Origin of the sequence: Acinetobacter sp. YH16051, from assembly GCF_013417135.1 — a bacterium.
In the GTDB taxonomy this organism is placed as follows: Bacteria; Pseudomonadota; Gammaproteobacteria; order Pseudomonadales; family Moraxellaceae; genus Acinetobacter; species Acinetobacter towneri.
This window is the reverse complement of the sequence record NZ_VPEN01000007.1, coordinates 111,242-137,447: the sequence shown is the minus strand read 5'-3', so window position 1 is coordinate 137,447 and position 26,206 is coordinate 111,242. Positions and strand designations below refer to the sequence as shown.

At 40.0% G+C, this 26,206-nt stretch carries 27 protein-coding genes; 14 read left to right on the top strand and 13 right to left on the bottom strand.

What is annotated here, in order from left to right:
- Positions 1-71: 71 nt before the first annotated feature.
- From FTV41_RS08185 to FTV41_RS08170, 4 genes are all read right to left on the bottom strand, one after another.
- Positions 72-1,214, bottom strand: a complete 1,143-nt coding sequence (locus FTV41_RS08185) for an HRDC domain-containing protein (RefSeq protein ID WP_096901447.1) — start codon at positions 1,212-1,214, stop codon at positions 72-74.
- A gap of 273 nt (positions 1,215-1,487) precedes the next feature.
- Positions 1,488-2,084 carry a recombination mediator RecR gene (gene recR, locus FTV41_RS08180; RefSeq protein WP_019837914.1) on the bottom strand — a complete coding sequence of 199 codons (597 nt, stop codon included), beginning with the start codon at positions 2,082-2,084 and terminating at the stop codon, positions 1,488-1,490.
- 10 nt (positions 2,085-2,094) lie between these two features.
- Positions 2,095-2,424: a YbaB/EbfC family nucleoid-associated protein gene (locus FTV41_RS08175; protein ID WP_004976621.1), complete on the bottom strand. Its 330-nt coding sequence runs from the start codon at positions 2,422-2,424 to the stop codon at positions 2,095-2,097.
- A gap of 31 nt (positions 2,425-2,455) precedes the next feature.
- A complete protein-coding gene (locus FTV41_RS08170; protein WP_096901446.1) occupies positions 2,456-3,643 on the bottom strand; it encodes an O-succinylhomoserine sulfhydrylase in 1,188 nt (395 codons plus the stop codon).
- Between the two features lie 151 nt (positions 3,644-3,794).
- Here FTV41_RS08170 and FTV41_RS08165 point away from each other — a divergent pair, with 151 nt between their 5' ends.
- From FTV41_RS08165 to FTV41_RS08145, 5 genes are all read left to right on the top strand, one after another.
- Positions 3,795-4,889, top strand: coding sequence for an alpha/beta fold hydrolase (locus tag FTV41_RS08165; RefSeq protein WP_179996396.1), 1,095 nt, complete (start codon positions 3,795-3,797; stop codon positions 4,887-4,889).
- Positions 4,890-4,902: 13 nt separating this feature from the next.
- The gene (locus FTV41_RS08160; protein ID WP_096901444.1) at positions 4,903-5,775 is read left to right on the top strand and encodes an NAD(P)-dependent oxidoreductase; all 873 of its coding nucleotides are present in this window, start codon (positions 4,903-4,905) and stop codon (positions 5,773-5,775) included.
- Between the two features lie 85 nt (positions 5,776-5,860).
- Positions 5,861-6,130, top strand: a complete 270-nt coding sequence (locus FTV41_RS08155; RefSeq protein WP_004976631.1) for a YARHG domain-containing protein — start codon at positions 5,861-5,863, stop codon at positions 6,128-6,130.
- A 38-nt stretch (positions 6,131-6,168) separates the two neighbouring features.
- Positions 6,169-6,582: an HIT family protein gene (locus FTV41_RS08150; protein ID WP_004976632.1), complete on the top strand. Its 414-nt coding sequence runs from the start codon at positions 6,169-6,171 to the stop codon at positions 6,580-6,582.
- A 356-nt stretch (positions 6,583-6,938) separates the two neighbouring features.
- Positions 6,939-8,009, top strand: a complete 1,071-nt coding sequence (locus tag FTV41_RS08145; protein ID WP_179996395.1) for a porin — start codon at positions 6,939-6,941, stop codon at positions 8,007-8,009.
- A 150-nt stretch (positions 8,010-8,159) separates the two neighbouring features.
- Here the strand turns inward: FTV41_RS08145 and FTV41_RS08140 are convergent, their stop codons facing one another.
- Both FTV41_RS08140 and FTV41_RS08135 read right to left on the bottom strand, forming a co-directional pair.
- Positions 8,160-8,762, bottom strand: a complete 603-nt coding sequence (locus tag FTV41_RS08140) for a YidB family protein (RefSeq protein WP_179996394.1) — start codon at positions 8,760-8,762, stop codon at positions 8,160-8,162.
- 140 nt (positions 8,763-8,902) lie between these two features.
- Entirely contained in the window at positions 8,903-9,397 is a 495-nt protein-coding gene (locus FTV41_RS08135; protein ID WP_167845983.1) for a DUF6231 family protein, read from the bottom strand.
- A 34-nt stretch (positions 9,398-9,431) separates the two neighbouring features.
- On the opposite strand from FTV41_RS08135, the gene FTV41_RS08130 reads away from it, so the two are divergent.
- Positions 9,432-10,304, top strand: coding sequence for a DUF2797 domain-containing protein (locus FTV41_RS08130; protein WP_179996393.1), 873 nt, complete (start codon positions 9,432-9,434; stop codon positions 10,302-10,304).
- Positions 10,305-10,385: 81 nt separating this feature from the next.
- Here FTV41_RS08130 and FTV41_RS08125 read toward each other — a convergent pair whose 3' ends face one another.
- The 3 genes from FTV41_RS08125 to FTV41_RS08115 all read right to left on the bottom strand — a co-directional run bounded on the left by FTV41_RS08125 (position 10,386) and on the right by FTV41_RS08115 (position 13,353).
- The gene (locus tag FTV41_RS08125) at positions 10,386-12,257 is read right to left on the bottom strand and encodes a SurA N-terminal domain-containing protein (protein WP_179996392.1); all 1,872 of its coding nucleotides are present in this window, start codon (positions 12,255-12,257) and stop codon (positions 10,386-10,388) included.
- Between the two features lie 131 nt (positions 12,258-12,388).
- Entirely contained in the window at positions 12,389-12,661 is a 273-nt protein-coding gene (locus tag FTV41_RS08120) for an HU family DNA-binding protein (RefSeq protein WP_004976639.1), read from the bottom strand.
- 224 nt (positions 12,662-12,885) lie between these two features.
- Positions 12,886-13,353 (bottom strand): phasin family protein, encoded by a 468-nt coding sequence (locus FTV41_RS08115; protein WP_179996391.1) that lies wholly within the window; start codon positions 13,351-13,353, stop codon positions 12,886-12,888.
- Between the two features lie 195 nt (positions 13,354-13,548).
- Between FTV41_RS08115 and FTV41_RS08110 the strand changes: the two genes are divergently transcribed.
- The 8 genes from FTV41_RS08110 (at position 13,549) to fdx (ending at position 19,734) form a co-directional block, all read left to right on the top strand.
- Complete coding sequence (locus FTV41_RS08110) at positions 13,549-14,196, top strand: hypothetical protein (protein ID WP_104851923.1); 648 nt, start codon at positions 13,549-13,551, stop codon at positions 14,194-14,196.
- A gap of 123 nt (positions 14,197-14,319) precedes the next feature.
- Positions 14,320-14,793: an Rrf2 family transcriptional regulator gene (locus FTV41_RS08105; RefSeq protein WP_004976645.1), complete on the top strand. Its 474-nt coding sequence runs from the start codon at positions 14,320-14,322 to the stop codon at positions 14,791-14,793.
- A 1-nt stretch (position 14,794) separates the two neighbouring features.
- Positions 14,795-16,012, top strand: coding sequence for an IscS subfamily cysteine desulfurase (locus tag FTV41_RS08100; RefSeq protein WP_136143974.1), 1,218 nt, complete (start codon positions 14,795-14,797; stop codon positions 16,010-16,012).
- Between the two features lie 104 nt (positions 16,013-16,116).
- Positions 16,117-16,503 (top strand): Fe-S cluster assembly scaffold IscU, encoded by a 387-nt coding sequence (iscU, locus tag FTV41_RS08095; RefSeq protein ID WP_004976649.1) that lies wholly within the window; start codon positions 16,117-16,119, stop codon positions 16,501-16,503.
- A gap of 36 nt (positions 16,504-16,539) precedes the next feature.
- The gene (gene iscA / locus FTV41_RS08090; protein ID WP_004976650.1) at positions 16,540-16,860 is read left to right on the top strand and encodes an iron-sulfur cluster assembly protein IscA; all 321 of its coding nucleotides are present in this window, start codon (positions 16,540-16,542) and stop codon (positions 16,858-16,860) included.
- 99 nt (positions 16,861-16,959) lie between these two features.
- Positions 16,960-17,475 (top strand): Fe-S protein assembly co-chaperone HscB, encoded by a 516-nt coding sequence (gene hscB, locus FTV41_RS08085; RefSeq protein WP_136143975.1) that lies wholly within the window; start codon positions 16,960-16,962, stop codon positions 17,473-17,475.
- Between the two features lie 45 nt (positions 17,476-17,520).
- Positions 17,521-19,380, top strand: a complete 1,860-nt coding sequence (hscA, locus tag FTV41_RS08080; protein ID WP_104851921.1) for a Fe-S protein assembly chaperone HscA — start codon at positions 17,521-17,523, stop codon at positions 19,378-19,380.
- Between the two features lie 15 nt (positions 19,381-19,395).
- A complete protein-coding gene (gene fdx, locus FTV41_RS08075; protein WP_004976656.1) occupies positions 19,396-19,734 on the top strand; it encodes an ISC system 2Fe-2S type ferredoxin in 339 nt (112 codons plus the stop codon).
- A gap of 173 nt (positions 19,735-19,907) precedes the next feature.
- On the opposite strand, the gene FTV41_RS08070 is transcribed toward fdx, so the two are convergent.
- The 4 genes from FTV41_RS08070 to FTV41_RS08055 form a co-directional block, all read right to left on the bottom strand.
- A complete protein-coding gene (locus FTV41_RS08070) occupies positions 19,908-21,338 on the bottom strand; it encodes an adenylate/guanylate cyclase domain-containing protein (protein WP_218945165.1) in 1,431 nt (476 codons plus the stop codon).
- Positions 21,339-21,404: 66 nt separating this feature from the next.
- Complete coding sequence (locus tag FTV41_RS08065) at positions 21,405-21,839, bottom strand: HIT domain-containing protein (RefSeq protein ID WP_004976660.1); 435 nt, start codon at positions 21,837-21,839, stop codon at positions 21,405-21,407.
- Positions 21,840-22,047: 208 nt separating this feature from the next.
- Positions 22,048-25,509, bottom strand: a complete 3,462-nt coding sequence (gene mfd, locus FTV41_RS08060) for a transcription-repair coupling factor (RefSeq protein WP_179996389.1) — start codon at positions 25,507-25,509, stop codon at positions 22,048-22,050.
- A gap of 150 nt (positions 25,510-25,659) precedes the next feature.
- Entirely contained in the window at positions 25,660-26,019 is a 360-nt protein-coding gene (locus FTV41_RS08055) for a hypothetical protein (RefSeq protein ID WP_131261458.1), read from the bottom strand.
- Between the last annotated feature and the right edge of the window lie 187 nt (positions 26,020-26,206).

The following is a 26,206-nucleotide window of genomic DNA, read 5'->3' as shown; positions in this document are numbered from 1 at the left end:
AAAGAATGGCGTGAAAATTCATCCATTTTCAGGTGAAAAACGGCTTTATTTAAAATGTGGATCGGTTTGATTTATTCAGCAACTTTCATCTGACCAGACAAATAACGCTCGTCGGCATGTAAAACTTCAATTAAAGGCTTGGTGAGTAATTCATAACGCCAACCTAACAAATAGTTAGGCAAATCTTGCTCATCGTTATGAAATACCACATGCTGATAAAGCGCATTGAGCCATTTTTTACGCAGCAAAACTTCTTTTGGAATTTGAGTTTCCTGTACGGCACGTTGAATCACCTGTTCTACATTTTCGCCCACTTCTTTTGAAGAATGACGAATTGGTCGCGCCATACGTAATGGCCATTGTGATTGATCAGGCAAATATTTAATTAAATCTAAAATAGTTTTGCCATGTTCACGCACAATATGCGCACGTAAATCTTTAATAGTACTGAGCTGGAACTGATTTTTAGGATTTTTCTCGACCAAGTCCAGCATAGTAGAATTACGCAAAATAAAACTACGTGGTTGGTTTAAGGCTTTTACCATTTGCTCACGCCAAACGGCCAATTGTTGCAATTGCATGAGTTGACGGCGTGAATGACGATAGTTGCCCACATCCTGATACAACAACTCTAAAGGTGTTTCTTCACCAATTTCCTGAGTTAAATTGCGGCAATCTTCTTGTGCAAAATCCAGTAAATAATTTTGTTTTAAGTCGGTTTGTACCTTATCTGCCAATTGCATTAGATACAGCACATCATTGGCAGCATAATTTAACTGCTCATCGGACAACGGACGTGCAAGCCAGTCTGAGCGAGTTTGCCCTTTATCAATATCGACATTGAGCATGGTTTTTAAAGCGTTTTGATAACTGACTTGTAAACCATGCCCTAAAAATGACATGCCAACTTGGGTATCAAACACGTTATCTAAGTTTTTTTGCTGTGCATAATGATAAATTAAATCAATATCTTCACCGCAGGCATGAAAAATATTTTGCTGCGCCTGAAACAGTTTTTCCCAAAATGCACTTAAATTTAAAGAAGTGCCATCTAACAAATAGACCTGATCATTAACATTAATTTGGAATACACCCAATTTTGGCCATAAAGTATCAACCTTAATAAATTCGGTGTCTAAACCATAAATGCTGTTTTGGCTCATTAATGCCAAGACATTTTCAAAGTCTTTTTGTTGATGAATAAATTGGAACATAGCGAGCAGGTAAAACAGGATTCTCTAGGGGTTCATTTTAAACATTAAATAGCATTTAGCTATAAAAATATGCCCAGTATTTTCAATTTTTATCTTATTTCTAAATCGATACAGTGAAAATTTAAATTTTTTATCGTTTTTTTATCTTAATTTGATTTTTTATTGGCTTTAAAGGCAAGTAGTCCTTTTCATGGATGATTTATCAATTGATTATTCATATAAAATAGCCACACATGCGAAATAAACATCCACATGAAATAAGCACCTAAATGCTTATTTCATTCGCATCCGATTATGCACCGCCTGACTTAAAGTATGGCTATCGACATATTCAAGTTCACCACCTTGCGGCACACCTTGCGCAATACGGGTCATCTGCACAGGCAAATGTTTGGTTGCTTCTACCAAATAGTGTGCTGTCGCTTGACCTTCTACGGTTGCATTGGTCGCCAAAATGACTTCAGTAATGTTGCCATCACTTAAACGCTGAACCAAATACGGAATACCAATTTCGTCAGGCCCAATGCCATCTAATGGCGATAAATGCCCACCTAAAACATGGTATTTACCACGGAAGCTGCCGCTTTGCTCAATCGCCATGACATCGGCTGGAGATTCCACCACGCAAAGCAAGTGTGCATCACGATCATGTGAGGCGCAAATATTGCAGACTTCATCTTCCGTTAATGAGTGACAAATCGAACATTCATGAATATAGCTAGTGGCTTCGTTCAAAGCATGAGCCAAACCGACTGCACCTTCTCTATTTTTCATAATCAGGTGCAATGCCATGCGTTGAGCCGATTTTGGCCCAACACTTGGCAAAATGCGTAGCGCTTGTACCAGTTGATCAAAACGATCACTAAACATACGCCGTTCCTTAGAATAAACCAGCCAAGCCCGGTGGCAAGCCCATGCCTGAGTTTGCAGACTTCATTTTTTCTTCAGAAATTGCTTCGGCTTGACGGGCAGCATCATTCATTGCAGCGGCAATCAAATCTTCAATCATGTCTGCATCGTCTTGCAATAATTCAGGGTTGATTTCAATGCGTTTGACCACATTACGGCAGGTCATAGTCACTTTCACTAAACCACCACCTGCTTCTGCATGCACTTCAGTTTGCGCAAGTTCTTCTTTGGCTTTTTTAATGTTGTTTTCCACTTCTTTTTGCATGCGCTGTGCTTGCTGCATCAACATATTAATGTTCATAAAAATCTCCGAACAAATGATCTATTTAGTTTTAAATGAGGTCTAAACCGCGCTCGATGTCGCGAATAATATCATCAATATCTTCCAAGCCAACAGAAACACGAATTAAACCTTCGCTGATACCTGCTGCTTGTTTGGCTTCTGGGGTCATTCTGCCATGCGATGTTGTTGCAGGATGGGTAATGGTTGATTTTACATCGCCCAAATTACTGGTGATAGATAGGAAGCGTGTGTTGTCAATCACAGTCCACGCGCCTTCACGCTCGCCTTTCACCACAAAAGATACAACACCACCAAAGCCAGACTGTTGTTTTTTCGCCAACTCATGCCCCGCATGATGCGGCAGACCTGCATAATACACTTTTTCAACTTTTGGATGTGCATCTAGCCACTCGGCAAGTTTTTGTGCGCTAGCGCAATGTGCTTTCATCCGCAGGCTTAAAGTTTCTAAACCTTTTAAGAAAATCCATGCGTTAAATGGACTTAATGAGTTACCCAAAGTACGAATCACACCGTTGATTTCTTCAACCAGTTTATCTTTGCCCACCACAGCGCCGCCTAAAGCACGTCCCTGCCCATCAATATATTTGGTCGATGAGTAGATAATTAGGTCAGCACCAAATTTAATTGGTTGTTGTAAAACTGGGGTACAGAAGGTGTTATCAACTGCAAATAAAGCATTATTTGCATGTGCAATATCGGCAATGGCTTGTAAATCGCCTACTTGTGCCAATGGATTTGATGGTGTTTCAATAAATAACAAACGCGTATTTGGACGAATCGCTTGCTTCCAACTGTCTAAATCTTCTAAATCAACAAAAGTGACATCGACACCAAACTTCATCACGTATTTTTCAAATAGTGAAATGATCGAGCCAAATACAGCACGTGAACAGACTACATGATCACCCGCTTTAAGATAAGCCAAAGTGATCGCATGAACGGCCGCCATACCCGAACTTGTCGCAACCGCACGTTCTGCACCATCTAATACTGCCAAGCGTTTTTCAAAAGCCTGTACAGTTGGATTGGTATAACGTGAATAGGTATTGCCTTCAATTTCACCTGAGAATTTTGCAGCTGCATCGGCAGCATTTTCACAAACAAATGATGAAGTCAGGAAAATTGGCTCACTGTGTTCGCCTTCAATTGTACGGTTGTGTCCGGTACGAATTGCCAAAGTATCTAATTGATATTCAATGTCGTCGTGTTGACTCATCTTTACTGCTCAGCCCTAAACTTAGTCCTAAGACCTGTTTGTTAAATAATTGCCAACATTTTGAGCGCCAAGCGCATTTAAGGTCAAGGTAAAATGTATAAATATCGCTTAGACTTCATTCAAATCGGCGCCACGTGTGATGGAACACCTCATGAATCAGCTACAAAGAAAATTTAATCCGCACCGAAAAAAGCTTAAAAACCTCAGCACTCGCTTATTTAAAAGCCGTGATTTGATCTTATCTCAGACCACGCCATACGACATCGTGGCACGTTATAAGTATGCGCAGATTCGCTATTACGCTTCGCCAGATAAGCAATATAAAGAGCCGCTGGTTTTTGTTGCGCCTTTAGCAATTACCATGTCGATTTATGACTTATATCCTTATCGCTCTTTAGTGAAACATTTTCAGCATAGCGGTTTTGATGTGTATTTGGTTGATTGGGGACAATTGACCTATCAACATTGTCATTTAAATTTTATGGCTTTTATTCAGGATGCAATCCCTAATTGTATTCAACTCATTTTACAACACGCCAAAGTCGAACAAATTTCACTACATGGTTGGAGTATGGCGGGTATTTTTGCCATGCTTTATACCGCCGACCAACAAACAACTCATATTAAAAACTTGATGGTTTTGGGTAGCCCTGTAGATAGCTATGCTTCGGGGCGGGTTGGTAAACTCTTTCAACTGACCAATCAACTGATTTCTAAATATCCCAAATTGCAACATGCCTTTTATTCAGGAAAAATTCCAAAGCATTTAATTCATACACCGGGTTTAATCAATGCGATTGGTTTTAAGATTTTAGACCCTAGAGCATGGCTGGAAAGCAATAAACAGATGCTGTCGAATCTGCACGACTTACAAACCTTGCATGAAAACGCAACTTTAGCCAATTTTTTAAATAATATGATTGATTATCCGGGTGGGATTAATCAGGACATGGTATTGAATGTATGGCTGCAAAACCCACTCAAACAAGGTCATATTCAACTCAAACAACATCAGATAGACCTTAAAAATATTCATTGTTCACTTTTGGTCGGTGCGGGTGATAGCGATCAAATTGTCACTGCTGAAGCTGCTCAACCTTTATGTGAATTGACATGTAGTACCGATGTCACGTTTACTCTTATTCCAGGTGGACATTTGGGTTTAATGTCCAGTCAAAAAAGTGCCAATGAATTCTGGCCTAAACTGACCACTTGGTTAGAACAACGATCTAGCAAAATTGCATAAAGAGAGCAAAAACATGATTCAATCTGTTGCATTTATTGGCTTAGGCGCAATGGGCTACCGCATGGCAGCCCATTTACCTAAACATTTTGATACGGTCTATGTCTGGAATCGTAACTTTGCCAAAGCCGAGCAACATGCTGCTGAATATGGCACACAAGCGGTTGAATTGGCTCAAGCGGTGCAAGCAGATATTATTTTTTCTTGCTTGCCCACCAGTACCGAAGTTGAAAACCTGATTGCACAAGTTCAACTTAAAGCAGGTTCAGTCTGGGTCGATTGCACCAGTGGCGTACCCGAAAGTGCTAAAAAATTGGTACAACAACTTGAAGCACAACAGATCGACTTTTTAGATGCACCTGTAAGCGGACAAACCATTGGTGCAGAAAATGCCACATTAACAGTCATGATTGGCGGTAAAGCTGCTGCTTTTGAAAAAGCCCTACCTGCAATTCAGGCTTTTGGTAAAGTGATTCAGCATGTGGGTGAACCTGGTGCTGGCTTTGCCGTAAAAGCGGTGAATAATATGTTAATGGCAGTGAGTTTGTGTGCTGCAGCTGAAGGTTTTACCACCTTAAAAGCACATGGCGTAAACTTAAATCAGGCCTTGCAATGCATAAATGCTTCAAGTGGTAAAAGCGCAGTAACGGAAATGATTTTGCCGCAGCGAGTACTGAATCGCGCTTTTCCAAATACTTTTGCACTCCCTTTACTGGCTAAAGACACAGGTATCGCATTAGATTTAGTCCATGAAGCAGCTTTGCCTGCACCTGTATTGGCTTTAACCCAAAGCCTGATTCAAGCAGCGAATTTAACCGCAGAAAAAGACAGTGATTTTTCCACTGCTGTGAAAATGTATGAATTATGGAGTAATATTACCCTAGAGTAAGAACTCGCCATTGAATATACAGCCATAAACCCAATAATGTGTATTAAGTGGCTAGTCACACCATCATTAAATAGAGGAAACTCTTATGAACAAGTTTAGCATTGCCGTATTTGCAAGCCTTGCAACTTTAATTGGGGCAAGTTCAACTACTTTTGCATCTGAACAAGAATGTCAGAAACTGAAAAATGACCACGATGTTATTTATGCATCTAAAGGGTTCTGCTTCAAAGACCCAGAAGCTAAAGCACGTTTTGGTAATGACAACTGCTATACAACCAAACCTAAGTTTTCTGAAAAAGAACAACAACGTCTTGACGCAATCAAAGAACGTCAAAAAGAACTGAACTGTAAATAACCGTTCTGAAATATCAAAGCTGAATTTAAGGAATCATAATGGCTTACGATGATCAAAATATTTTTGCAAGAATTCTACGTGGCGAACTTCCTGCAATTAAAGTGTATGAAGATGACCAAGTGCTTGCTTTTATGGACATCATGCCGCAAGCCGATGGTCACACTCTTGTGATTCCTAAAACGCCTGCGGTGACTTTACTGGACTTACCTGCAGATGCAGCAGCATATACCATTCAAATTGTGCAAAAAATTGCAAAAGCAATGCAGCAAGCTTTGGGTGTAGATGGTATCGTGTTAATGCAATTGTCAGGTACAAGCGCAGGTCAAACTGTCCCCCACGTGCATTTTCACTTAATTCCGACGTCGGTACATCAGCTTGGGAAACATGCTGCACAAATGGGCGACCAAGACAAAATTAAAGCCCAAGCGGAAAAAATTAAAGCAGCGCTCTAAAATATTTCCAAAATAAGCAGCAAAAATGAATGGAGCACCTGCTCCATTTTTTTCATCTCATACTTTAACCCTGCATTTTTTCAAGCAGTTTATGACAATAGCATTTCAGTCTGCTTGCAATTAAGTTATTCATTTCATATATTTTTTCTAAATTTAAAAACTCAGTCACTAAAAAAATGCGAATAAAAGTAAGTTTTTGATCTAATTTGTACTTTTTAATAATTTTGAAATATTTCCTTAATATTACTGTCGCATTTGTAAGGAATACTTAGCACCAATAGAGAACAGCGGTAGATCAACCCTACTTCTGAACAATGTTTAGGACTAAAAAACAATAGTCTGTATTGGAGCTACACATGAAAAAAACGCTTTGCGCATTAGCAGTTGGGGCAACCTTTTTAACACCAGCATTAGCGATGGCTGCTGATGTTAAAGTTTATGGTCGTGCACACGTATCTTTAGACTATCTTGATGATGGTAAAGACTACAACGAAGTTGGTCTTTCTTCTAACTCATCACGTTTAGGCTTCAAAGCTGAACAAAAATTAGAAAATGGCATGACTGTTTTTGGTCAAATTGAACAAGAAATTAACTTTGCTAGCGGCGAAAAAGACGACAAAGGTGTTAAATTTGCTACTCGTGATACCTTTGTAGGTTTAAAAGGTGATTTTGGTCAAGCGCGTGTAGGTCGTTTTGACAGCCCATTCAAAGTTGCTCGCGGTCCAGTCAACTTCTTTGGCGATATGGTTGGTGATATCCGTAACGTAACCCGTGCTGATATGAACTTTGATGAGCGTAATGCCAATACAATTGAGTATAAAACTCCTAAATTTGGTGGTGGTTTTAACGTACTTGCTGCAGTTTCAATGCACGAAAACGTAAACCCGAGCTATGATGCCTCAAGTAAAACTAAAACTGATTATGATGATAAAGCTTATGATCTAGCTTTAACTTATAAAGAAGGTAAAGTTGATTTTGCTGCTGCTTATGAGCACTATGAAGAAGGCGCTGCTAAAAAAGCTGAACGTGATGGTTTCCGTGTAGCGGCAGCATATAAAATTACACCTGAATTTAACTTGGGTGCATTATATCAATACTTAACGCATGATGATGATAAAACAAATCCAGATGCGCAAGTGTTCGGTGTGGCAGCTGACTATAAAGTTGCGCCTAAAACTTATGTACGTGGTCAAGTCTTCCACCGTGACGTAGATGCTGACGAGAAAAACTCAACTTTGTTAGCTGTTGGTGTAGAGCACCGTTTAGATAAGGCAGTACGAGTATATGCTAACCTTGCAACCATGCTAAATGATGAAAAAACCAACAAAACACCATGGAAAGAAGGTCGTAGCTTTGGTAATACTATCTCTGGTGTAAATGGTGAAGATGCTACTGCTCTTTCTTTAGGTTTCCGTTACGACTTCTAAGTCTGAACCAAAACTTAAAATATAAAAACACGCTTCGGCGTGTTTTTTATGCTCTACTGTTTTAGCTATATTTAGAAACAGGTAAAAAAGCCAGCAAATTTGCTGGCTTTGTTTATCCAAATCTCTTTTACTAAGCTGGATTTTTCAGTATTAACGCTTTAAAAAACCAGACACTAAATTCATGACTTGTTGAATATCGTCGTTGGCTTCTTGTTTACTGGTTTGCTCACCTTGTGGTGTCAATGAATCAATAATTTGCGGCAATACTGTAGAAATTGCACTATAAATATCTTGCTTTGGTGCCTGAGTTTGCTGCGCGACCTGCTCTACATCAGCATCATCAAATAAACTTTGTACTTGTTCAGCACCTACATGTGCATTCTCACCTGGGCCTGTAGACACCCAGTCATCCACCTGACTGGTTAAGCCTTGTCCTTTTAGTTTATCCAAAGCGCCTTGCAAGCCACCTTGTTTTTGAATCCATGCCAACACCAAAGGTAAAACTGCAATCAATAAACTTTGTGTACCTGAAGCACCTACAGCAGAACGCTGTTGTTGTCCACCCAACTGACCAAGTACCGAACCAAGAATACCACCCAAGCCACCTTGTGCAGATTGTTGGTTATTACCACCAAGTTGCCCCAAAACCGAACCTAAAATGCCACCCAATCCACCTTGAGATTGATTAGATTGCTGATTCGCACCCAATGCCTGCTTTGCTAAAATTTCAACAATATTGCTTAAATTGGTCATTTTATTTTCCTCATAATGCCCTTATGACAGCATACGAAGTTTTGACTGAATTGCGCGCTTGAAATTGTTAAATTTTGCAATATCCTAAATTTATGTGAATTAATTATCATTATTAGAATTTTGTGATCGTAATTCAGCACTTACCAGCGGAATTTATCCCAATTTTCAGGGTTTGCCCAAAACTTAGAATTAAACCAATCAGGCACGTGCTTATAAGTCAAAATATTAAATTGCCATAAGCACAAATGATGCTGCTCAAAGCGATGTTCAATCAATTGCGTAAAACCAAGCGCTCTAAGCAATTGCTCATCTTCACGCGCAGCAATCACCACAATACGTTTTGCCAATAAATCACGTAGCTTCACCAAAATTTGCGAAGTGTGTTGTGGCGTCTGCACAGCAAAATCTGCAGCATCTAAAAATACAACTGCCAAATCAAAACGTTGGGTAAAAGGCAGATTTAAAAATGCCAATGCGCTAAAATACTGCCATTGGATAGTTGGCTGCTCATCAGCCGCTTGATTGTTATACTTCGGGCTTGCTTCAATATTTTGCCCTATACACAATGCAGTAGAAATTGGCTGTTGTTGAGATAAATCATCAATTAATGCTTGAATTAAACGCATTTCAGCCATCACTGCATTCCTTCATTTTTGAGAGAGTATTCTTATGGAACTACAAGGCATTTGCCATAAAATGCACGCAGGTCTTAAGGACCATAGTGTAACTGATGAACAGGTACACAAGGCAAATGTTGAATATAAATTTATTCTAGACCGTTCAGAAATTGATCTACCTTTTCAGCTTGGGCAAGAGCTTGAACTAGAGTGGACGGGCAATATTTATTGTGTTTCTTGTGGCGTAAAAACACCAAAATCTTATTCGCAAGGACATTGTTTCAAGTGTTTTAAAACCAAAGCATCTTGCGATATGTGCATCATGAAGCCTGAAACCTGTCACTATCATTTAGGTACATGTCGTGAAGATAGTTTTGCTCAAGAAGTCTGCTTTCAACCGCACATCGTATATTTAGCCAATTCAAGTGCTTTAAAAGTGGGAATCACCCGTTTAGGTCAAATGCCTACACGTTGGTTAGATCAGGGCGCAACCCAAGCCTTACCAATTATGAAAGTCGGCTCACGTCGTTTATCTGGGCAATTAGAAGTTATGTTTGGTACACAAGTCGCAGATAAAACCGACTGGCGCAAACTACTCAAAGGCGAAGCAGAGCCGCTAAACCTAATTGAAGTGCGTGAACAACTGATTGAAGAGTTTGCGCCTAAAATTCAGACCATTCGTGATGAGTTTAGTCAAAACCTTGAATTCAACGAAACGGTAGAGCTTTTAGATCAGGAACTTCCGCGTGAATTTGTGTACCCTGTAGAACAGTATCCTGAGAAAATTAAATCGCATAACTTAGATAAAACCCCAATCATTCGCGGCAAACTGCAAGGAATTAAAGGGCAATATTTAATCTTGGATACAGGTGTCATCAACATTCGTAAATACACAGGTTATGAGCTAAAAATTCGCGCTGAATAAATCTTGAAACTGCTTACTTAATCATTTTAGATGCACAAAAAAACCAGCAAATTTGCTGGTTTTTTTGTAGATGTTCATCACTTATTTGATTTTCGCTTTCGATTTCAAATATTGCGTATAGTCATCTAGCTCTTGTTGAGCACGTAATTGTTGATACAACTGCGCTAACTCTTTCAGTTGCTCAGGCGTTAAAGCATTCGATGTAGTATCGTTTACATTTGATACAGCTACCACCACCAATTCATTTGGTATAGATGCTGTTGTTACTGACCACATACCATCTTTAGGCGCAAGCACACTAAATGCAGCACGTTCAATTTCACGCTTTAACAAACCATCTGCACGGGTGAATGTGCCTGCATTTTCAAAACGGATTTGGTTTTTCGCCAAAACGGTCGCTGCAGGTTGAGTTTTAAAGGCATCCAACGCAGCTTGAATATCTTTTTTCGCTGCATCAAAGGCTTTTTTCTCAATCAGTTTAGTTTTTACGCGGGGTGTTGCTTCTTCTAAAGTTTGCACACCTGCGGCATGGTAATTACGCACTTTCACCCATACCACATCGCCATTGGCTAAAGTAATGTTACTCGATGCGTTGCGATCGCCATTTTTCACATCATCATTAAACAATTTAACTTTGACAGATGGCTGGCTTAAAACAGGATGCTGCGCCGCCAAAGTTAAACCATTAACAGATTCGACTTTGGCCGTTTTCACTTCTTCTGCCACAACATCTAAAGCATCACTACTCACCACCAATTCATTTAAGCTGTTGATGGTATCGGTATACGCATTTTCAGTTTTGGCTTTTTGCAACTCTGCCATTAAACGTGCTTTTTGAGTTTCAAACGCAGGGACTTGAACTGTAGCACCTTCTGTTTGAATCACATGATAGCCATATTGAGTTTTAATCGGCTGTGATACTTCACCAGATTTTAAGCTACCCACGGCTTTGTCAAAGGCATCGCCAAATACGCCTGCTTCATAACCTGCAACCTCACCACCTTTGGCTTTAGACTCAGGATCATCCGAATACTTTTGTGCAGCTGCAGTAAAGCTTGTACCTTGCTTAATTTCAGCTGCGGCTTGCTCTGCAAGTTTTTTAGCTGCGGCATCATCACGCGCATCGGTGGTGATTAAAATATGTTTCACTGTCGGTACAGCAGCACCTTTTTGAGTTTCGACAAACTTTTGATAAGCCTGTTGTAACTCTGCGTCAGTGACAGCCGTATTTGCAGGTGCAATATTGGCTGGAGTCACCACAATGTAATCGACATCAACGCTAGCAACCTGTTTAAAGGCATTGGCGTGCTGTTCATAATACGCAGCAATCTCTTGTGCATTTGTGGTGATGTTTTTCTTGTAGTCATCTAACTTAATGCTAGATAAATGCAAAGTACGTTGCTGGGTTTGTAAATTGGCAATTTGCTGAATATCAGACGGGCTAACTAAAGCATAATCGGTAAAGCTAGCACTCAGCATTTTTAACGCATGGTCTTGGCGTAAATTTGCCACAAGCGCCTGATTGGTCATGCCTACAGATTGCAGATAGTTCGCATACAAGCTTTCAGAAAACTTGCCATCTTGTTGGAAATTCGGTTGCTGTGCAATCATTTGTTCAATTTGTGCATCGCTCAAAGAAATCCCTAATTTCTCAGCTTGTTGTAATAACAAGGTACGTGCAACCAACGTATCTTTGGCTTTGTTTTGAATATAATTTTGATTCAATAGTGTTTCATCACCATTGGTATAGGCCAAGTATTGTTCTTTCAAGGAATTGGTCAGATTATCTAATTCTCGTTTTGAAATTTGCTGACCATTGACTGTTTGTGCAGTGTCTTCAGACTGACCTCCACTAAAATATCCTTCAATACCTACAAGTGCTAAAGGGGTCAAGAACAAGACGAGCAAAACTTTGCCCAACCAACCCTTAATAACTTTACGAAAAGATTCCATAAGTATTCCAATATTTTATTTGTGCGAGATTTTAACTGAAAACCCTCAACGAATGAATGCGTTGAAGCCGTTTATTGACATTATTAATAAAAAACGCGCCAATTGGCGCGCTTTCTTGGCATTTTAAAAGATTATGCTACTGAATCTTTTAAACCTTTACCCGCTTTAAAGCTTGGTACTTTGCTTGCTTTAATTTCAAGTGTAGCACCTGTTTGTGGGTTACGACCTGTGCGAGCAGCACGCTCTTTCACATTAAATGTACCAAAACCAACGAGGGTTACAGTATCACCCGCTTTAAGCGCTTCAGTAATAGAAGCAATTGTTGCGTCTAAGGCCTTACCTGCATCAGTCTTAGACAATCCCCCTTTCTCTGCAATTGCATCGATTAATTCTGATTTATTCATGAAAATTACGTCCTCTTAATATCGTTTATTTAAGGTCCAGAGATTTAATTTAAATTACCGTAACGCCTTTATAGCAATGCTTTGAGGGTAAAAGCAATACTCCCTGCACGCTTTTATGCAAAATAAATGGTAAAAACGATGGAACTGTTAGCCTCTATTCAGTTTTGCCCTAAAATACCCGATGTATAATAAAGCAACATCCTTTAAGCCCCCTTTGCACAGAATTACTTTTTCGCAACATCTTCTTTTAATTGTTTATTTTCTTCAATCAACGCATCGACTTTGGCATGTAATTGCAGTACCAATTGCTCCAAATGTTGTAGGTCTTTTGCTGTCACCAAGCCAATTCTATTTAAAGAATGATTGACGCTATGGTCAATTAAACGCTCAACTTTATCTTTAGTATCAATGACCGACTCTTTGGCTTTTTCAGACACTTTTTCAACTGTTTGATCGGCAATTTCTGTAGTTTTAGATTCTAATTCCTCACCCACCTTGACCAGAGAGTCAAACAATTTATTGCCTTCTTCTTCTGCGCGTGAAAATGCACCTAAACCTGCTAGCCAAATTTGCTTGGTATATTTACGAAAATCGAGTGATGATTTACGTCCTGAGCGTAATTTATCTTTATTTTTCAATGTGGTTTCTGGTTCAACCAAATGCTTTTCTACGCTACCCGTCGTTTTTTCCATGAACCTCTCTCCTGCTTATTTTATGCGCACGTGAATGTAATAAACCTACAAAATGCTTTCATAATAGCAAATTAAATACTTGATCGTTTTGCTAAACTGTTCTACAAAGCAAGATTATTCGCTGCGCTTCTTAGAATGTATTCTCAACGAAGCGCAAAACAAGGAATTCAACTTTAGATTTAGGGACTTGATTTTATGAGTGATTCGCAACAAAGACAAAGTAATCCACATTTGTTGCTGACCATGCTCATGATTGTGCTGGAAACAATTTTTAGCTTTATTCTAAAACATGATCGTGTGGTCGCTTTGCAGGCTAAAAAGTTTGTCGACCAGAAAATCACCATTAAAATTAATAGCTATATTCCTTATTTCGACATTTACGTGGAATTCAATCCAAACGGCATCTTATTTGACAGCAAAGCACCTGAACAAGCTGTCGATTTAGATGTGCGCACCACCCTCATAGATTTATTTAAAATCTTTATTTTAGGTAATCGTCGCAGTATTAAACACATGCGTATAGATGGTGACATTACCCTTAAAGATGAGTTTCGTGATCTAATTTTGCATTTTAGTGCACCCAAAGTTTTAGCTGACTGGAAACAATGGCTGAAAGAAGCACCGCAAGAACAAGAAGTGATTGGTTCTAAAAAGCGCATTGCCCCACTTTTAGACAAAATTGATGAACAACGCTCTAAGATCAACACCCTACAAGTTGAGCTTAAACAGCATAAAAACCGTATTCGTCGCATTGAACGCCGTCAAAAGCGCATTAACATCGCCTTTGGTGTAATAACAGTACTATTAATTACGTTATTAGTGTATAATTTATGGATCGTTTAAACGCATTAAAATATCAAGAAAAACAGCGTAAATCCTCGCGCACGATATCATAATAAAATACTTGACTAATTTAGTCGGGATTCATAGAATACCCATATCTAGTCTAATCATGTGTATCGAATCATGCGCTTAACAACTCGCGGTCGCTACGCAGTGACTGCTCTACTTGATTTAGCTTTGCAGCCAACTGAACAAACGATCACGCTTGCTGAAATTGCAGCCCGTCAAACTATTTCTGTTGCTTATCTTGAGCAGTTATTCGCAAAACTTAAGCGCCACGGCTTAGTGTCTAGTGTTCGCGGTGCTAACGGTGGTTACCATTTAGCACGTAGTGCAAATGAAATCACTGTGCTAGAAATCATTGAAGCCGTAAACGAAACTGTTGATGCAACGCGTTGCGACCATAAAGGCAACTGTCAAAATGGTGCAATGTGCTTGACTCACGACTTATGGCAGGAACTCTCCCATCATATTGCCGACTATCTCGCTAAAATCTCACTTGCTGATTTAGTTGCGCGTGACAACGTACAAACTGTTGCCATTCGCCAGAACACAGCACCGTTTGATTCAGCTCTGTTATCGGTTACAGGTATTTGACATGAAACGTCCAATTTATCTTGACTACGCAGCAACCACTCCTGTAGATCCTCAAGTTGCAGAACGCATGATGGAGTGCCTGACTTTTGATGGGACTTTCGGTAATGCCGCTTCTCGTTCGCACGCTTATGGCTGGCAAGCAGAAGAAAAAGTTGAATATGCACGTGAACAAGTTGCGAACTTGATCAAAGCAGACCCACGTGAAATCGTGTGGACTTCTGGTGCAACAGAATCAGATAACCTTGCACTAAAAGGCGTAGCACAATTCTATGCGTCTAAAGGCAAACACATTATTACCTCTAAAATTGAACACAAAGCCATTTTAGATACCTGCCGTGAGCTTGAATCTGAAGGTTTTGAAATCACGTACTTAGAGCCACAACCACAAACAGGTTTAATTACACCTGAAATGGTTGAAGCGGCAATTCGTCCAGACACAATTTTAGTGTCGTTGATGATGGTCAATAACGAAATTGGTACGATTACCGATGTCGCTGCAATTGGCGAAATCACCCGTGCCAAAAAAATCTTCTTCCACGTTGATGCTGCGCAAGCTGCAGGTAAGGTAGAAATTGATTTATCTACCTTAAAAGTAGACTTAATGAGCTTCTCTGCACACAAAATCTATGGCCCTAAAGGTATTGGTGCGCTATTTGTACGCCGCAGTCCACGCGTACGCTTAAAAGCACAAATGCATGGTGGCGGTCATGAGCGTGGCATGCGTTCAGGCACACTTGCAACCCACCAAATTGTAGGTATGGGCGAAGCATTTGAACTTGCAGGCAAAAACTTGGCTTCTGAACAAGCCCGTTTACGTGTATTGCGCGACAAACTTTGGAATGGCTTGAACACCATGGAACAAGTTTTCCTGAATGGTCACCCAACACTAAACGTAGCCAACTATTTAAACGTCAGCTTCAACTTTGTTGAAGGTGAATCTTTAATGATGTCTCTTAAAGATGCTGCGGTATCTTCAGGTTCTGCGTGTACTTCAGCGACTTTAGAGCCATCTTATGTATTACGTGCACTAGGTCTTTCAGACGAACTTGCACACAGCTCAATTCGTTTCAGTTTTGGTAAATACACCACTGAAGAAGATATTGATCATGTCCTAACTGTGACTAAAGCTGCTGTTGAAAAGTTACGTGAACTTTCACCGCTTTGGGATATGTATAAAGAAGGGATTGACCTTTCTAAAGTAGAATGGACTGAACACTAATTCATCCCAAATCTAATGGCTTTGACAGGAAGCCATTAGATTGATAAAGGTAATTTCACCCCCATATTTATATTAAGGCTGACCCCGAGGTTTGGAGAAGCGACATGGCTTATAGCGATAAAGTAATTGATCATTACGAAAACCCTCGTAATGTTGGCGTTTTAGACAAAAATGCTGAAAACGTTGGTACAGGTATGGTGGGCGCACCTGCATGTGGCGATGTAATGCGTCTGCAAATTCAAGTGAATGACGAAGGCGTGATTGAAGAAGCACGTTTCAAAACTTATGGTTGTGGTTCTGCCATTGCTTCTAGTTCTTTGGTTACTGAGTGGCTTAAAGGTAAAACTTTAGATGAAGCACAAGCGATCAAGAACATTGATATTGCTACCGAACTTGCCCTTCCACCAGTGAAAGTACACTGCTCTGTATTGGCAGAAGATGCAATTAAAGCTGCTGTAGAAGACTATCGCAGCAAAAAGACCAAAGCTTAATTTGCTAAGTTTTGTGGAAAAACAAACGGAGTTTTCATGATCAATTTAACTGAAAATGCTGCAACTCATATCAGCAATTACTTAAAGAATCGCGGTAAGGGTCAAGGTATTCGCGTTGGTGTGAAAACTTCAGGCTGTTCTGGTTTGGCTTATGTACTCGAATTTGTAGATGAAGTCGATACGCACGACCAAATGTTTGAACAGTTTGGTGTTAAAGTTTTCGTTGATCCGAAAAGCCTAGTTTACCTAGATGGCATGGAAATGGACTATGTCAAAAATGGTTTAAACGAAGGTTTCGAGTTTAACAACCCCAATAAAAAAGGTGAATGTGGCTGCGGTGAATCGTTCACGGTATAACGCCACCTCCCTCTTTTTAGCTTAAAACAGTGTACAATACACTGTTTTAATTGCATTTATGCAGCCAATTTTGCACACTAATCGCGGATTCCATCTCCCATGAATCATTTTGAGTTGTTTAATCTTCCTGTTGCACTCGATATTGATTTCGCTACTTTAAAAGCTGAATTTTTAAAGCTACAGCAGCAATATCACCCCGACAAAGCCGAAGACAAAGATCAAGCCTTGATTAAATCTAGTAAAATTAATCAGGCGTTTAAACAACTCTCTGCGGTAGACAGTCGTGCTGCATATTTACTCTCATTGAAAAAGCAAGATTATCATCTCGATCAATCCATCCATGACTTTGAATTTTTACAAGATGCCTTGGAAATTCGTGAGCAATTGGATGATGCCAACTGTGCCGATGACTTACAGTCATTAAAGGTTGAAGTACAACAATGGGTTGATGGCTTAGTCCGTGAATTTAAAATTGACTATGCCGAAGAAGATTGGGCAGAAGCGCGTGACACTGTGCGTAAATTACGCTTTTTCATGAAAATTATGGCTGACCTAGACAAAGCTGAAGATCGTTTCCTTGATGATGACAGTTTTGATTTAGACGATGATTTTTAATTTTAGTTTGTATTTTAATATTTAACGGGCAAAGGATTTTACATAATGGCGCTCTTGCAAATTGCAGAACCAGGTCAATCAAGTGCACCGCATGAACATCGCATTGCGATTGGCATTGACTTAGGCACCACTCATTCATTGGTTGCCACAGTTCTTTCTGGTAAAGCCAAAGTCTTGCATGATGAGCAAGGTCGCGTGCTACTGCCTTCTATCGTCCATTATGCAGAGCAAAATACACATTATGGCAATGCTGCTGCGCCATTTATTACTACAGACCCTAAAAACACGATTGTTTCAGTCAAGCGTTTTATGGGTCGTTCTAAAGCGGACATTAAATTTCAACATCCATACACGTTAGTGGGTGAAGACAATCAAATGCCTGCTTTTGAAACAGCTCAAGGCCGTAAAACACCTGTTGAAATTTCGGCAGAATTACTTAAACAACTCAAAGACCGCGCAGAAGCCAGCTTACAAAACCCTGTAAATGGTGCAGTGATTACTGTTCCTGCTTATTTTGATGAAGCTCAACGCCAAGCCACACGTGACGCTGCCGAGCTTGCAGGTTTAAAAGTATTGCGTTTATTGAATGAACCGACTGCAGCAGCGGTTGCCTACGGTTTAGATCAAGACACCAACTTGGCTCAAGACCGTAACTATGTGATTTACGACTTGGGCGGTGGTACGTTTGACGTTTCTATTTTACGTTTCTCTCAAGGTGTTTTTGAAGTTTTAGCCACAGGCGGCCACACTGCTTTAGGTGGTGATGACTTAGATCGTCTGATTGTAAAATGGGCAAAAAAACAGCTGAATATTGAAAGTTTAGATGATGCAGAATATGCACACTTTATTGTGTCTGCACGTAAAGCCAAAGAAGCGCTCAGCAATGCAGAAAGTGTTGAATTAAAACTGTTAGAGCACACGCTGCAATTAGACCGCGCAAACTTTGAAAGTATTATTCAGGTTGCTTTAGATAAAACCATTAGTGTATGCAAACGTGTATTACGCGATGCCAAACTTGACCTAGATGACATTCAAAATGTAGTTTTAGTTGGTGGTTCAACACGTTCTTATGCCGTGCAAAAAGCTGTTCGTGAAGTATTTAATCAAGAACCATTATGCACAATTAACCCAGATGAAGTGGTTGCAATTGGTGCATCAATTACCGCCAATCAACTAATTGGTAACAGCAAAGATGGTTCGTTGCTATTAGACGTTACCCCACTGTCTTTGGGTTTAGAAACCATGGGCGGTTTGGTGGAACGCTTAATTTCACGCAATACTGCAATTCCTGTAGCACGTCGCCAAGAATTTACCACTTATCAAGATGGCCAAACTGCCATGTTGATTCATGTGGTACAAGGTGAGCGTGATTTGGTAGAACATTGTCGTAGCTTAGGTCGTTTTGTGCTACACGGTATTCCACCAATGACTGCGGGTCAGGCACGCATTGAAGTTACGTTCCAAGTCGATGCTGATGGCTTGCTCAGTGTTTCTGCTAAAGAAACCACTTCTGGTGTGACTGCAAATATCGACATCAAGCCATCTTATGGTTTATCTGAAGCAGATACCGAGCGTTTGCTGCTAGATGGTTTCAAATATGCAGAAGAAGACAAGCAATTGCGTCATTTGCATGAAACCAAAGTTGAAGCACAACGTGAACTTGAAGCTTTACAACAAGCCTTAAAAGTAGATGCACAACTATTAAGCCCAGAACAATTAGAAGCTTTAAATACTGCCAAAGCGCAGTTGGAAGCCGAATTGACTGGACAAGACATTAAAGCCATTGAACATGCTGTTGAACAGCTTAAAATACACAGTGATGCTTTTGCTGCAATTCGTATGAATCAACATATTGATGCAGCACTTAAAGGCACTAAACTCGACGATTGGTCAAACTCAAACTAATTTAAGGTAAAGATTATGCCACGTATTAAAGTACTTCCACATGCGCAATTCTGCCCAGAAGGTGCTGAGTTTGAAGTCGAACAAAATGCCAACTTATGCGAAAGCTTACTTGAAAATGGCATTAAAATTGAACATGCTTGCGATATGTCTTGTGCATGTACCACTTGCCACGTTGTTGTTCGTAAAGGCTTTGACAGCCTAGAAGAAATGGATGATGTTGAAGCTGACTTATTAGACCGTGCTTGGGGTTTAGAGCCTGATTCACGCTTATCTTGTCAGGTTAAAGTGGTCAATGAAGACTTGGAAGTCGAAATTCCAAAATACACCATTAACCATGCTTCAGAAAATCATTAATCATAAAATGATGCTAATTCTAAAAAACTGCGCTACGGCGCAGTTTTTTTTATTGCACAACTTTAGATTTAAAATTTTTGAGGATTTAAAAGTTAAACGAGATCTACATTATAAGAAAAATTTTAGTGTTTTTCAGGAATATGAGTTTTGGCAATTTCTTCAACAGGTGGATGTTAAATCACTTCATCTTCAAGATTAAGTTTTACAATGCCCTGTGAGTTGGTCAGCTTTTGCTGCGTTTGAATTCTTTTAATCATTTTTTCTAATACGGTAATTAGCTCAGGATATTCAAAATTCTGCACTTCATCCAAATTAAGCAACAAATGAAAACCTTTATATTCGTAGTCAAACCAACGCTGATAATCCGACTTGCTGGCCGCATATTTTTCCATCACTTGCCAAGTTTTTACAGGACCTTGAATCCCCTTTAAAAAGATCGGTGCTTTCGGAGCACACAAATAATCATTTTTAATCAGTTTATAAGTGTCATCTGAAAGTAAAATTTCATCAACTTCGGCCGCACTTTGCAAACGCGCAGCTAAGTTAGCATCACGCCCAACAATGGTATATGCCATCCGATGTGCTGCACCGTAGTTCCCAACGTGGCAATATCCAGTACTGATACCCATACGAATATGTAAAGGCGGATAGCCCATTTTGACCCAACGTTCGCGTAACAATTTCATTTGCTGACGCATCGCAATAGCCATCTCTACACAAGTTTTAGCATCTTGTTCAACACCTTGCGTATTTGGATCACCAAAGAAAATTAAAATCGCATCACCCATAAACTTATCCACCGTCGCTTCATATTGCTTGGCAATTTCGGTCATGTGGCTTAAATAATCATTGAGCAGGAATGCTAAATCATCTGGAATTAGTGTTTCAGAAAGTTCAGTAAAGCCTTGAATATCAGAAAAGAAAATCGTCATTTTTTTACGTTTATATTCAATTTTCGCTTCCGACTCACCTTTCATAATCGATTGCCACAACTGCAAAGGTGCATAGCGACTAAGCTGATTCGCAAATTCCATATAGCGGTTCATTTGTGTGTAGTAATGGTCTTTCTTTGCCGTGGTATAGCGGATACGACGTGCCTGATAGGCACTGCCCATGCCAAAGTAAAAGATCATACATAAAAAGGCTAAAATCGTAAGTTCGGTACTGCTTTGTTCAAAATATTCGTTAAAACCAAAAATAAAAATATTACAAAAATAAAAAACTGTGACCGCCAATAAGGATGCCAATGCCACCAAAAAGAAAGAAACTTTAATATAAATGGCGGTATATAGCAGCGCAAATAAAGCGGCAAAAGTAAGTACCAAATTCAGATGTACCGCAGACAAACATACTGCGACTACCACAATATCAATAATAAACAGGATATTACGCTTGGCTTGATGACTATATTTATATTGCAGCCAACGCGAAAATTTAGGAATTATCAGTAATAAAAAAGTAAGAAAAAACGGAAGGTAAATTTGATAATTGGTATCGGCGTAGGTGTAGTGATAGACCACCATAATCAGGGATAAACTTGCATACCCGACTAAACGATGCAGAAATTCGAATTGTTTGGGATCTCTTTCCATCCAATTGTACATGAACACCGCGGCCTACTCCAATCTAGGATTAAAAAGCCACGCATCCTGCGTGGCAATTCATTTCAATTAATCCATTCGCCAGTCAAATGGCATATCGCCTTGACCACGCAGAGCAAGCATCAAGGTTTGACGCATGTGAGCCAAAACTTCATTGCTGTATGGTACAGCTGGCGTACCCCAAACTGGTTTAGGCCAAGCCACATCATTTTGATAACGCACGACGTGATGAAAATGCAATTGTGGAACCATATTACCTAAAGCCGCCACATTCATTTTATCGGCACGGAATACACGTGATAATTGGCTAGATAACCAGCTAGATTCACGTAAAAATTGTTCTTGGTCTGCCTGGCTTAATTCGTATAGTTCTGTAACCCCTGGCACACGTGGAATTAGAATTAACCAAGGGAATTGCATATCATTCATTAAACGACATGTTGACAGAGGAAAGTCGCCTACAAAAAAAGTATCTTGAGCAAGTTGTGGATGCAAACTAAACATATCTTTATAAATGACGCAAATTGTAATGATGGGTAATACTATCACATCCCTAGTGAACTGAGTATGATTCCCATCATGTTTCGATGTAAATAAAGTGCAATTTTAACCAAATTCATCATGAATAATATTCATTATAGAATCAGAGGTTTCTTAGCAAATATTCATAAATTTACCGATATGATATTTGGATCAATTTGCATTTTTAAACTCAGCTGTGCAAAGTTTTTAGCAGGTTGTTTAATAGATCGGCAATAAATTGAATCCGCTTTTCAGCTTCCTCCAACATCACCATCACTTTTAAACGCTGTCCACCATCCATACGGAAATAGGTCGGATGTTTTTGCATCATTTGAATGATGCTCATGGCTTGCACAGGTGTATCTGGTGAAAATTCGATATGACCGCCATTTGTACCAATATCAATTTTAGTGATGCCCAACTGCTCTGCTTTTAAACGCAGTTGATGTACAGCAAATAATTGTTTCACCGCTTGTGGTGGAATACCAAAACGGTCAATCAACTCCATACGGATATGATCAAGCTTTTCTTGAGTATCGGTATTACTAATGCGTTTGTAGAACAATAAGCGCTGATGCACATCGCCCAAATAATCATCTGGAATTAAAGCAGGCATGTGCAGGTTGATTTCTGCAGTTAAAGACAATGGTGCATCGAAGTTAGGGGTTTTACCTTTTTGAATGGCTTTGGTGGCTTTTTCCAGCATTTCCATATACAGGCTATAACCAATAGCTTGCATTGAACCGCTTTGTTGCTCACCCAGTAATTCGCCCGCACCACGAATTTCCAAGTCTTCGGTTGCCAGCATAAAACCTGCACCCAAAGTTGAGGCACGCTGAATCGCATCCAAGCGTTTTTCAGCATCGCCTTTTAAGCCCTTAATGGAAGGTACCAGCAAATACGCATAAGCTTGGTGATGCGAACGTCCAACACGACCACGTAGTTGGTGCAACTGCGCCAATCCGAGTTTATCTGCACGTTCAATTAAAATGGTATTGGCATTTGGAACATCAATCCCTGTTTCAATAATGGTTGAGCAAACCAACACGTTATATTCTTTATGATAAAACTGCTGCATGACTTGCTCTAATTCACGCTCGCGCATTTGCCCATGCGCAACTGCAACCCGCGCTTCTGGTACCAATTCACGAATGGTTTCAGCACTACGCTCAATGGTTTCCACTTCATTATGCAGGAAATACACCTGACCACCACGTAACAATTCACGTAAAATGGCTTCTTTCACCGTATCGCCTGTATGCTCTTGCACAAAGGTTTTGACCGCTAAACGGCGTGCAGGTGGTGTAGCAATAATGGATAAATCGCGCATACCGCTAAATGCCATATTTAAGGTACGTGGAATTGGCGTTGCGGTTAAAGTCAGCATATCCACATCGGCGCGCAGCGCTTTAATACGTTCTTTGTCACGCACCCCAAAACGATGTTCTTCATCGACAATCATTAAACCCAACTGCTTGAACTGAATATTTTCTTGCAGAATTTTGTGCGTCCCAATCACAATATCGACTTTGCCTTCAGCTAAATCTTCAATGGTTTTTTGATGAGATTTGCTTGAACCAAAACGCGATAAGACTTCAATACGCACAGGCCAGTCGGCAAAACGGTCTTTAAAAGATTCATAATGCTGTTGTGCCAACAATGTGGTCGGAACCAATACCGCGACTTGTTTATTATTCTGTACCGCGACAAATGCAGCCCGCATGGCGACTTCGGTTTTACCAAAACCAACATCACCACAGACCAAACGATCCATTGGTTTTGCCAGTTGCATGTCATGTAAAGTCGCTTCAATTGCATTGGCTTGGTCTAGGGTTTCTTCATAAGCAAAGCCACTGGCAAATTGCATATAAAGACTATGATCCAACTCAAAAGCAAAACCCGGTTTAGATTGACGACGTGCCTGAATATGCAGTAATTCTGCTGCCACATCGTGAATTTGTTCCAACGCTTTGCGTTTGGCTTTATTCCATGCATCTGTGCCTAATTTATGCAAAGGCGCAAGGTCTGGATCACCACCGCTATAACGGCTGATTAAATGCAAATTGGTAACAGGTACATACACTTTTGCAGCATCGGCATAATCAAGTTGTAAAAACTCATGCTCTTGCTCATCAATATTTAAAGTAATTAAACCTGCATAACGCCCTACGCCATAATCAATATGTACCACAGGTGCACCAATGCTTAACTCGGTCAAACTGCGAATTAAAAACTCTTCAGAAACTTCCTGCTGACGTTTACGACGGCGCTGCACCACACGATGTTCATACAACTGATTTTCTGAGATTACACTCAATTGATCTTGAATGACCAAGCCGCGATCTAAAGGTGCATTGGTAATCGCAATGGCTTGTAAAGACTGCTGAAATGCCTCAAAACTCTCCACTTGTGGAATTTCACCCAAAGCGGCACGCAACGCATCTTTTAAGGTTTCACGACGACCTGCACTTTCTGCCACCAATAAAACAGGATGATTGGCCGCATCAATATATTGCTTAACGGCATGAAAGGGTTGTTCTTGTTTAGGATCAACCGCCAAACGTGGTGGTACAAGTGTGCTTAAGTTCACTACACCTGCTTTTTGCTCAAAAGCTTCGGGCGATGCAACCACACGTCCAAATTGATTCAGTTGTTCTAATAATTGATTTGGTTGTAGGAATAATTGCTCAGGCGGCAAAATCGGCTGGTCGATGTTATGACGTCTGTCCTCATAACGATACAGCACATCTTTCCAAAATTGAGTTAAACAGTCATCCACCGCCTTATCTGTAATGACAATGCAATGCTTTGGTAAGTATGAAAGTAATGTATTTTGACCTTCAAGCTGTGCTTGAGTGAAGAATAACGGAAAATAAAACTCTAAACCAGGCGATGCAATGCCTTCTAACACATCCTGATACACAGGGTTCTTTTTCGGGTTTGCCGTTGGGAAACTTTCTGCATAGCGGTCACGGAAAATCGCACGACCTTCTTTTAATGGAAATTCTTTGGCGGGTAAAACCGTAAAATTCTGCAAACTTTGGGTGGTACGCTGCGTTTCTGGATCAAAAAACTTTAAGGTTTCAACTTCATCATCAAATAAATCAATACGGATGGGTGCTTCCTGTCCCGAAGCATAAATATCCATAATACTGCCACGCACAGCGAATTCACCATGATCATAGACTGTATCGACCAGATGATAGCCTGCTTGTACCAAACGCTGCTTTTGTTGTTCCAAAGCAAACTTTTGCCCAACACGAATATCGAAATGCTCGCCTAACACCCATGAGGTTGGTGCAACACGTTGTGCCAAAGTGGTTGCCGAAACCAACAATACACCTTGCTGCGGCATATTGGATAAAATCGCCAAACGCTCCGACACAATATCTTGATGCGGTGACAAGCGGTCATAAGGCAAAATTTCCCAATCGGGGAAAATAGTCGGTTTTACCCCGTAAAATTCTAATTCGCTTTCTAACTGCGCCAAATGTTGTTGATTGCGCGCGACAATCACAAATAAATGCTGATTCTGCTGACCAATTTCTTTAAATAATAATGCTGCGGCAGAACCTTGTAGATTACCAATCCAGCGTTTTTCGCCAGCTTTCAGTTGTGCTAAATTGAGTTGGGAAATTTCGTGTTGGAACATGTATATAGCTTTAGGGTCTAAACAACATGGGGCTTATACTAGCACGATGAATTGACGGTTTTACGTAATTTTTTTCATCCACCATTACAGCGTATTTAATTGCAAAATTTTATAAAACAGCGAGCTTTAAAGTTTGATACACACGCCTCTTTACTTTTGATCACGTAAAAACTGTCGATAATAATCATTCAATTTTTTAACAATCGCTTTAAATTCCAGTAAGTTTTCTTCGGTATTACCAAGCATTGTGTTAAAACGCTGTTGCGCAATTTCCAGATCAATTTTTTCATTGATAATCATAGCTGTAGAATACAGCTGTGCCAAATCATCAAACTGCTGCATACGGCGGTTGGATAAATAATTTAAACGCTCTGCCAAAACATCGTTAAGCAAAATACCATCGACCATATAGCCTTGTTCCGCATCCCATTGAATATTCTGTGCTTCTAAATAGGCAATTTCTTCGAGATTGGCTTTATTTTTAAACAACCCTGTAAGTTTGCTGAACATTTTGAACCTATAAATTGGCGAAATCAAAGTGAATGCTGCAGAGTTTAAATGCTTCACTAAAATAGATGCAACTGATCAGGGTGATTTATATTTTCCCTGACGTGATAAGTCAGTGTTTTAACCCCACTTTGCTTAGGCTATTTATAATGATGCATATTTTGCATCCTGCCAAATGCAAAAAAGCATC